Origin of the sequence: Sphingobacterium alimentarium (assembly GCF_004342685.1) — a bacterium.
GTDB classification, from domain to species: Bacteria; Bacteroidota; Bacteroidia; order Sphingobacteriales; family Sphingobacteriaceae; genus Sphingobacterium; species Sphingobacterium alimentarium.
Map to the genome: position 1 here is coordinate 38,950 of NZ_SMBZ01000030.1, position 6,585 is coordinate 45,534.

3 protein-coding genes are annotated in these 6,585 nt (G+C 38.4%); all 3 read right to left on the reverse strand.

What is annotated here, in order from left to right; all coding sequences use genetic code 11:
- Positions 1–50: 50 nt before the first annotated feature.
- Positions 51–1,592 carry a RagB/SusD family nutrient uptake outer membrane protein gene (locus tag EDC17_RS11250; RefSeq protein WP_132778168.1) on the reverse strand — a complete coding sequence of 514 codons (1,542 nt, stop codon included), beginning with the start codon at positions 1,590–1,592 and terminating at the stop codon, positions 51–53.
- A gap of 13 nt (positions 1,593–1,605) precedes the next feature.
- Complete coding sequence (locus tag EDC17_RS11255) at positions 1,606–4,824, reverse strand: SusC/RagA family TonB-linked outer membrane protein (RefSeq protein WP_132778169.1); 3,219 nt, start codon at positions 4,822–4,824, stop codon at positions 1,606–1,608.
- A 475-nt stretch (positions 4,825–5,299) separates the two neighbouring features.
- Positions 5,300–6,585 (reverse strand): group II intron reverse transcriptase/maturase (gene ltrA / locus EDC17_RS11260; protein ID WP_132778170.1); only part of this gene is annotated, 1,286 nt, incomplete at its 5' end.

The following is a 6,585-nucleotide window of genomic DNA, read 5'->3' on the forward strand; positions in this document are numbered from 1 at the left end:
ACCACTTATTTATGATACAGCCCCCTAATTAAGGATTATTTTCAATAGACCTAGTCAATTAATGTATTAAAATCAACCTCACGAGCTGGAGTCACGATTTTCCATTTATTGTTTTGTGTAGGATCTATTGTAGCGGCTAATATTGTTTGGAAGTTACCACCTTCTGAGAAAGATTTTCTTTTAATAGTGTCTCCCCAACGTTTCATATCAAACCAATCGAAACCTTCACCCCATAATTCAATAGCTCTATACTTTTTAATCTCATTAAATAATGCGATACCTGTCAAAGTACAATTGTAAGAAGCGTCTCGGCCAGTATTTTTATTCAACTCATTTAATAATGCTTGAACTTCTGAAGCAGGTTTATTTTGCTTATATTTCGCTTCAGCTTCGATCAAGACCATTTCAGCTGACCTAAAATTATTGGTATGACCAATACCGGGCATTCCATTTGCTTTTATCTTGAATTGCATGTACGAATAGGCCGTTGCATTGGATGGAATATCAGCATATAGGCTACGAATGTATGCCAAACCTGCCGCATTACCTTGTCCCGTAGTGGCATTAAACGCAGTACCCGCTGCCGCTGGATTTAAAAACAAATCTTTACGTATATCTGTTGCTGGTATTTGATCATACAATTCTTTACTTATCATTTTGGGTGCAGTTCTTACAGCACTAGCAGTAGAATTGTAAGCAATATATGCTTGATATGAGTAAAAATGAATAGTTTCCTGCTCGGAGTCGAATACCGACCAAATCCACTCTTTGTTAGGATTTGAAAATCCAGATTTATATTCAGTATTTGACATCAATGGATAATTAGCTCGTGCTAATTTCGCGTACTTTTCTGCATTTACATAATCTTCTTTATTTAAAGCAGCTCTGGCGTAAATCGCATAAGCAACGTCTAGGTTTGCCTCATAATTACGGCCTGATGTTCTGTTTAGACCAGATGAAGTATATAACTGTACTGCCTGATCCAGGTCATCATAGATTAACTTATAGGCATCAGCTAAGCTCGATAAAGGTAAATCTTCTATACCCTCATTTACGCGTAGTACAACAGCCGGAGTCGCTCCATTGTTGGAATCTGCCCATCTATCGCCATATAATTGCACTAGCATCATGTATGAATACGCTCTAAAAGTCAATCCTTGTGCTTTAAGAAAAGCTTTCTCATTATCTGAGCCTGTGGCATTATCTATATTTGTGATTACAGCATTTGCGTTACTGATTATCATATAATAGTAATACCAAGGGTAATATGTATATGTACTAACAGGGTTAGAAACGAATTCCATATTCATCACAGATGACCATCCTGGAAGAGGAGCTGTAAAATGATTACCCATATAGTTACCATAATACATCTTAATAGTTCCTTCGCCATTAAAACCTTGGCTTCCAAGATACTGTCTCTTCATAAGACGAGAAAGACCGTTAACCGCAGCCTTGGCATTAGCTACATTTTCGAAAGCCACATCTGGACCTGTCGATTGTGTAGGTGCAGTATCTAAAAATTCGTCAGAACAAGAAGTAAAAACTACTGATGCTGCTAATAATATTTTTAATGTATTTAATAATTTCATGATTTTCTATTGATTAAAATCCAACATTTAACCCAAAAGATATTGTTCTCTGCGGTACAAATTGATTTTGACTGTATCCTCCAAAGGTTTGCTGAGAACTATAGCCTTTCAAAGCATTAAATGTTGCTAAATTCTCCCCACTCAAGATAAAGCTAACGCGACTCAGACCAGCTTTTTGAGAGATCTCGTTTGGCAATCTATATCCTAATGCTACATTTCGAATTACAAAGTAAGAATTATTCAATAAGAATCTTGTTGATGTGGCATTGTTATATTGACTATTCGTAAAGTTTACTTGAGGAACTGCATCAGGATTAATTCTATTAGAAGATGTCTCTGTCATACCAGCTGGAGCCTCAGTCCAAGCTTTACTCAAATCAGCATGTGCAGAACTAGGTGACGCACCCAACGACATCAAATCAATGTATGAATAATCGAGTCCCTTACCTCCTACAGAGTAGGTGAACAAGCCTGATAGATCCCAATTTTTATAATTCAAACTGGTAGTGATACCACCTGATACTTTTGGAATTGAAGACCCACTAAATTCTTGTTTAGCGTAAGAAGCATTTCTAGTATACATAACACCATTAACCTCTTCTAAGAAAGGATGCCATGCACCTGTAGCATCTGTTGGATCATACGTTTCAGTATCTGCATAGTATAATGATTGACCTGTCATCATATCTACTCCCGCATATTGTCTTAGGAAATAATCGAATACCGAATGACCTTCCATATATTTAAATGGTGCAGATATAATACCATTTTCCTTATTTTCTTCAGGCAAGTTGATAATCTTGTTCTTTATAAGGGTAGCATTGAAACCTAAATTCCAAGTAAAATCCCTATTCTTGATTATATCACCATTCAAAGTAAACTCAAAACCCTTGTTAACTAAATCTCCTACGTTGCGCGTTACGGATGCTGTACCTGAACCTGACGTAGTAGAACCTACAGATAATGGTAAGTTAACATTGAATAATAAGTCTTTAGATCTCTTGTCAAAATATTCAACCACAAAATTCATACGGTTAAATATTCTACCTTCTAAAGCTAACGAAGAAGATTGACTGCCTTCCCATCTTAAATCTGGGTTACCAATATTAGATTTATATAATGCAGAGAGATTATTGTTTTGGGCCAGTGCATATAATGATAAATAATCATTAAAACCTAAACTAGCTAAGCTTCCTACCACACCAGTAGCGGCTCTAAATTTTAAGGTATTAACCCACGCAAAATCTTGCATAAAGTTTTCCTTAGAGATTAACCAGCTACCACCAATACTCCAGAAGTTATCCCATCTGTGCGCTTTTGACACACGTGAAGTACCGTCTCTTCTTATCGAACCTTCCACGAAGTATTTTTCATTGTAGTTATATCTCGCACGTCCAAAGTAACTTTCAGACTTATCATTGTATTCGTAATCCGTCAAGCCAACAATAGTAGTGAAGTTAATTAAGTGATTTTGACCAGCAAATGTTTCTGTATTTTTAGAACCATTCAAATAGGTGTAGATATTACCATAGTTTTCATGCCCTACCATAAAATCTACATTGTGCGCCTCATTAAATGTGTTCACATAGGTCAATAATTGCTGTGCTGTATAGTTTTTATAGTTATAAATAGTACGGGAAGCGCGTCCATTATTACCTGTACCATCACCGATGACAGCGTTATCATATCCACGATCTTCATTATATCTCAAGTTGATATCGGCTAAAGCGGAGAAGGTAAAATGCTTCAAGAAATCAAAATTCAAATATGCCTGTGAGGCCATTGTATTTCTTTTGGTTTTATCTTCGTTTAATTCATTTTCCCAGATTACGTGCCTTCCGATTAATTGATTTCTGGAAGTCTCCCCATTATCATATATTTTATTACCCGCTGCGTCAAAGATATAATTACCTGTTATAGGGTCATGAGCATGAACTGGATAAATAGGCGCTATATTACGTGCAAAATACCAAGGGTTAACTATTGTTGAGTTACCTGTACTTTCCAAGAAGTTTGATAATTGATGAGAAGCATTCACAGACATACCTGCTCTTAGCCAAGTTTTAGGAGTGATTTCTCCACTTACACGACCTGTCAAACGGTTAAAATTTGATGTAGTAATGTATCCTTCTTCTTCTAGATAATTAGTAGAAAAATAATATCTTGACTTTTCACTACCACCTCTTCCGCTAATAGAGTAATCTTGACGCTTACCGACGCGAGAAATAGGGTCAAACCAATTCAAGTCACCAGCATAATCGCCTTTTATTTTTGCATTTGGATTTACTTTACCATTTGCATCAAATAATTGTTCAGGCTCCATATCAAATATATTTAATTTTAATATACTTGGTATTAGACCTTTCGTAGCTTCTTCATTGGCTCTAGCTAGTGTCCAAGTAGGATTAGCTGTCGCTAGTTGATTGCGGTAACCCGCCCACGAAGCCTCCATATATTGCTTTGGATCCAACATGTCATATTCGGGAATACCACGGCTAAAAGCACCCAAATTAGCTATTAAATTTATATCTGCCGTTCCTGCTTTGCCCTTCTTTGAAGTTATCACAATCACACCATTCGCTGCTCTAGACCCATATAATGCTGCAGATGTAGCATCCTTTAGAACAGTTACTGACTCAATGTCATTAGGGTTCAAATCGGAGATATTACCTCCCATTACCACACCGTCTAATACATACACTGGGGATGAATTTCCATTAATAGAACCAAAACCACGAACACGAATATTTGGACTTGATCCCGGCTCTCCATACGAGTTATTAACCTGCAAACCTGGAGCCGCACCTTCTAGCACAGCCGTAACAGAAGATACTGGTCGTTTCTCAATATCTTTTGCAGTCACACTTGCGACAGCACCTGTGATAGCCTCCTTATTTTGAGTACCATAAGCGACTACTACTACTTCTTCAAGGTCTGTTTCATCTGATTGCAACACTATTGACAATACAGACGAATTGCCAACTAATACACGTTGGGATATATAACCAATAACCGACACATTCAACGTAGCACCTGGGCTTACATTGATAGCAAAATTTCCAGAGGCATCAGTCTGAGTAGATACGTTAGAGCCTACTACTGTCACGGTCGCACCTCCTAGAGAAGCGCCGTCCGAGCCGACTACCTTACCTGTCACCTGACGTGTCTGTGCATAAGACGCGCTTGCCACACACGCTAATGCGAACATAGTACTGAGTAACTTGTGTTTCATAAACATTTGTTTTAATTAATAATTGTTAGCGTTTTTACGGTTTAGAACAAAACATCCTAATTCGCCTCGCGCAAACTTAGAAAATTATTTCTAATTATTTTTAGATTTTTCAACAAAAACCGTTGATTCAATAATAAATTGCAATAACAACCATGTTTAAATAAAAACCTTTCAATTACCTACTCTCTGATTAAAAAAGAACAGTCAACTTATATCGAATCTATGTTGACATATTCATTGTCACATCATCCAGAGAGGAACGCTAGCAACGGACCAAATAAAAATTGATTAGTTTGATATGAAACTATACTAAATTATAACCAGCTTCAAATTATTTTGAAGGGGTTTGTTATGTTATTGTTTGTAACATGCTTCCTGTCGGCCTATTCAACAGTAATCGGATAGGAGGAACGGGATTAATTCCCGTTCCGACCTTCCACAGCACCGTACGTACCGTTCGGTATACGGCGCTTCCCTAAGTTGTAACACGAACTCGCGTGCACTCTGCCAGTAAAGATGGGCATCCCAGATGTTTAAGATAATCGTTGGAAAGAGTGGTTGACAGTATCCAGCTTTTTGCTGTGTGCCAATAACTTTTCCTTGTATGTGCCCATTCATACGCCTTGTACTTACTTACCCCTAGTTGCGTCAGCTTAGTGACTTTAGTCGTACTATGTTTCCATTGTTTCCATTTGACCATACGTAGCCCACGGCGATACCATTTATCCATTTTTCGCAGACTCGACTCCATGTCCGCTAGTTTAAAGTAATGCATCCAGCCAGTGAGGTATTCCCTCAAGTAGAGAATTCGCTGTTCCTCGCTCCAACCCCGGCTGCGACCCGTTAGTCCTTTAATCTTAGCTTTCATCTTCCCTAGACTTTTAGGGTGAATACGTAAGCGCCACTCCCCTCTGTAATTGTAGAAACTGTAGCCTAGAAATTTAATCTTGGATACATGACCAACGACGCTTTTCTCTTTATTGACTTTAAGCATCAGCTTACCTTCAACAAATTTTGTGATCGATTCCATAACCCGCAAGGCACTCCGTTTACTACGACAAAGTATCATAACGTCATCAGCGTAACGTACAAATTTGTGTCCTCGAGATTCCAGTTCTTTGTCCAGTTCATCAAGCATAATATTGCTCAAAAGTGGGCTTAGTGGGCCTCCTTGAGGTACACCTTCTGTAGTTACTATAGTCCTTCCGTTTATTTCTACACCTGCTCTCAAGTATTTATGAATCAGCCAAATCAATCTTCCGTCTTTAATCTTCCTAGACAGTAACTCAATCAGTTTACTGTGATTAACCCTATCGAAGAACTTCTCTAAGTCCATATCTACAGCATACTTGTAACCCTTTTGAATGTAGGATCTGCATTTGATAAGCGCTTGGTGAGCGTTGCGACCCGGACGAAAACCATAGCTGTGGTCACTGAATTCAGGTTCGTAGATTGGGGTCAGGATTTGACTAATGCCCTGTTGGATGAAACGGTCAACTACCGTTGGGATGCCTAGCATTCGCTTTGACCCATTGTCTTTAGGAATTTCAACACGTCTTACTGCAGCAGGAGAATAATCCCCTTGCTTGATGGATGTTAAAAGTTTCTCCTTATGCTCTCTAAGATAATCCACAAGGGATTCGACGCCCATCTTATCGATACCGCAAGCACCACCATTACCGACCACTTGGAGGTAGGCAGCATTTAGGTTCTGACGGTCAAGAAGTTGTTCTAACAGTTCATCTACTCGTGTGTTTGTGT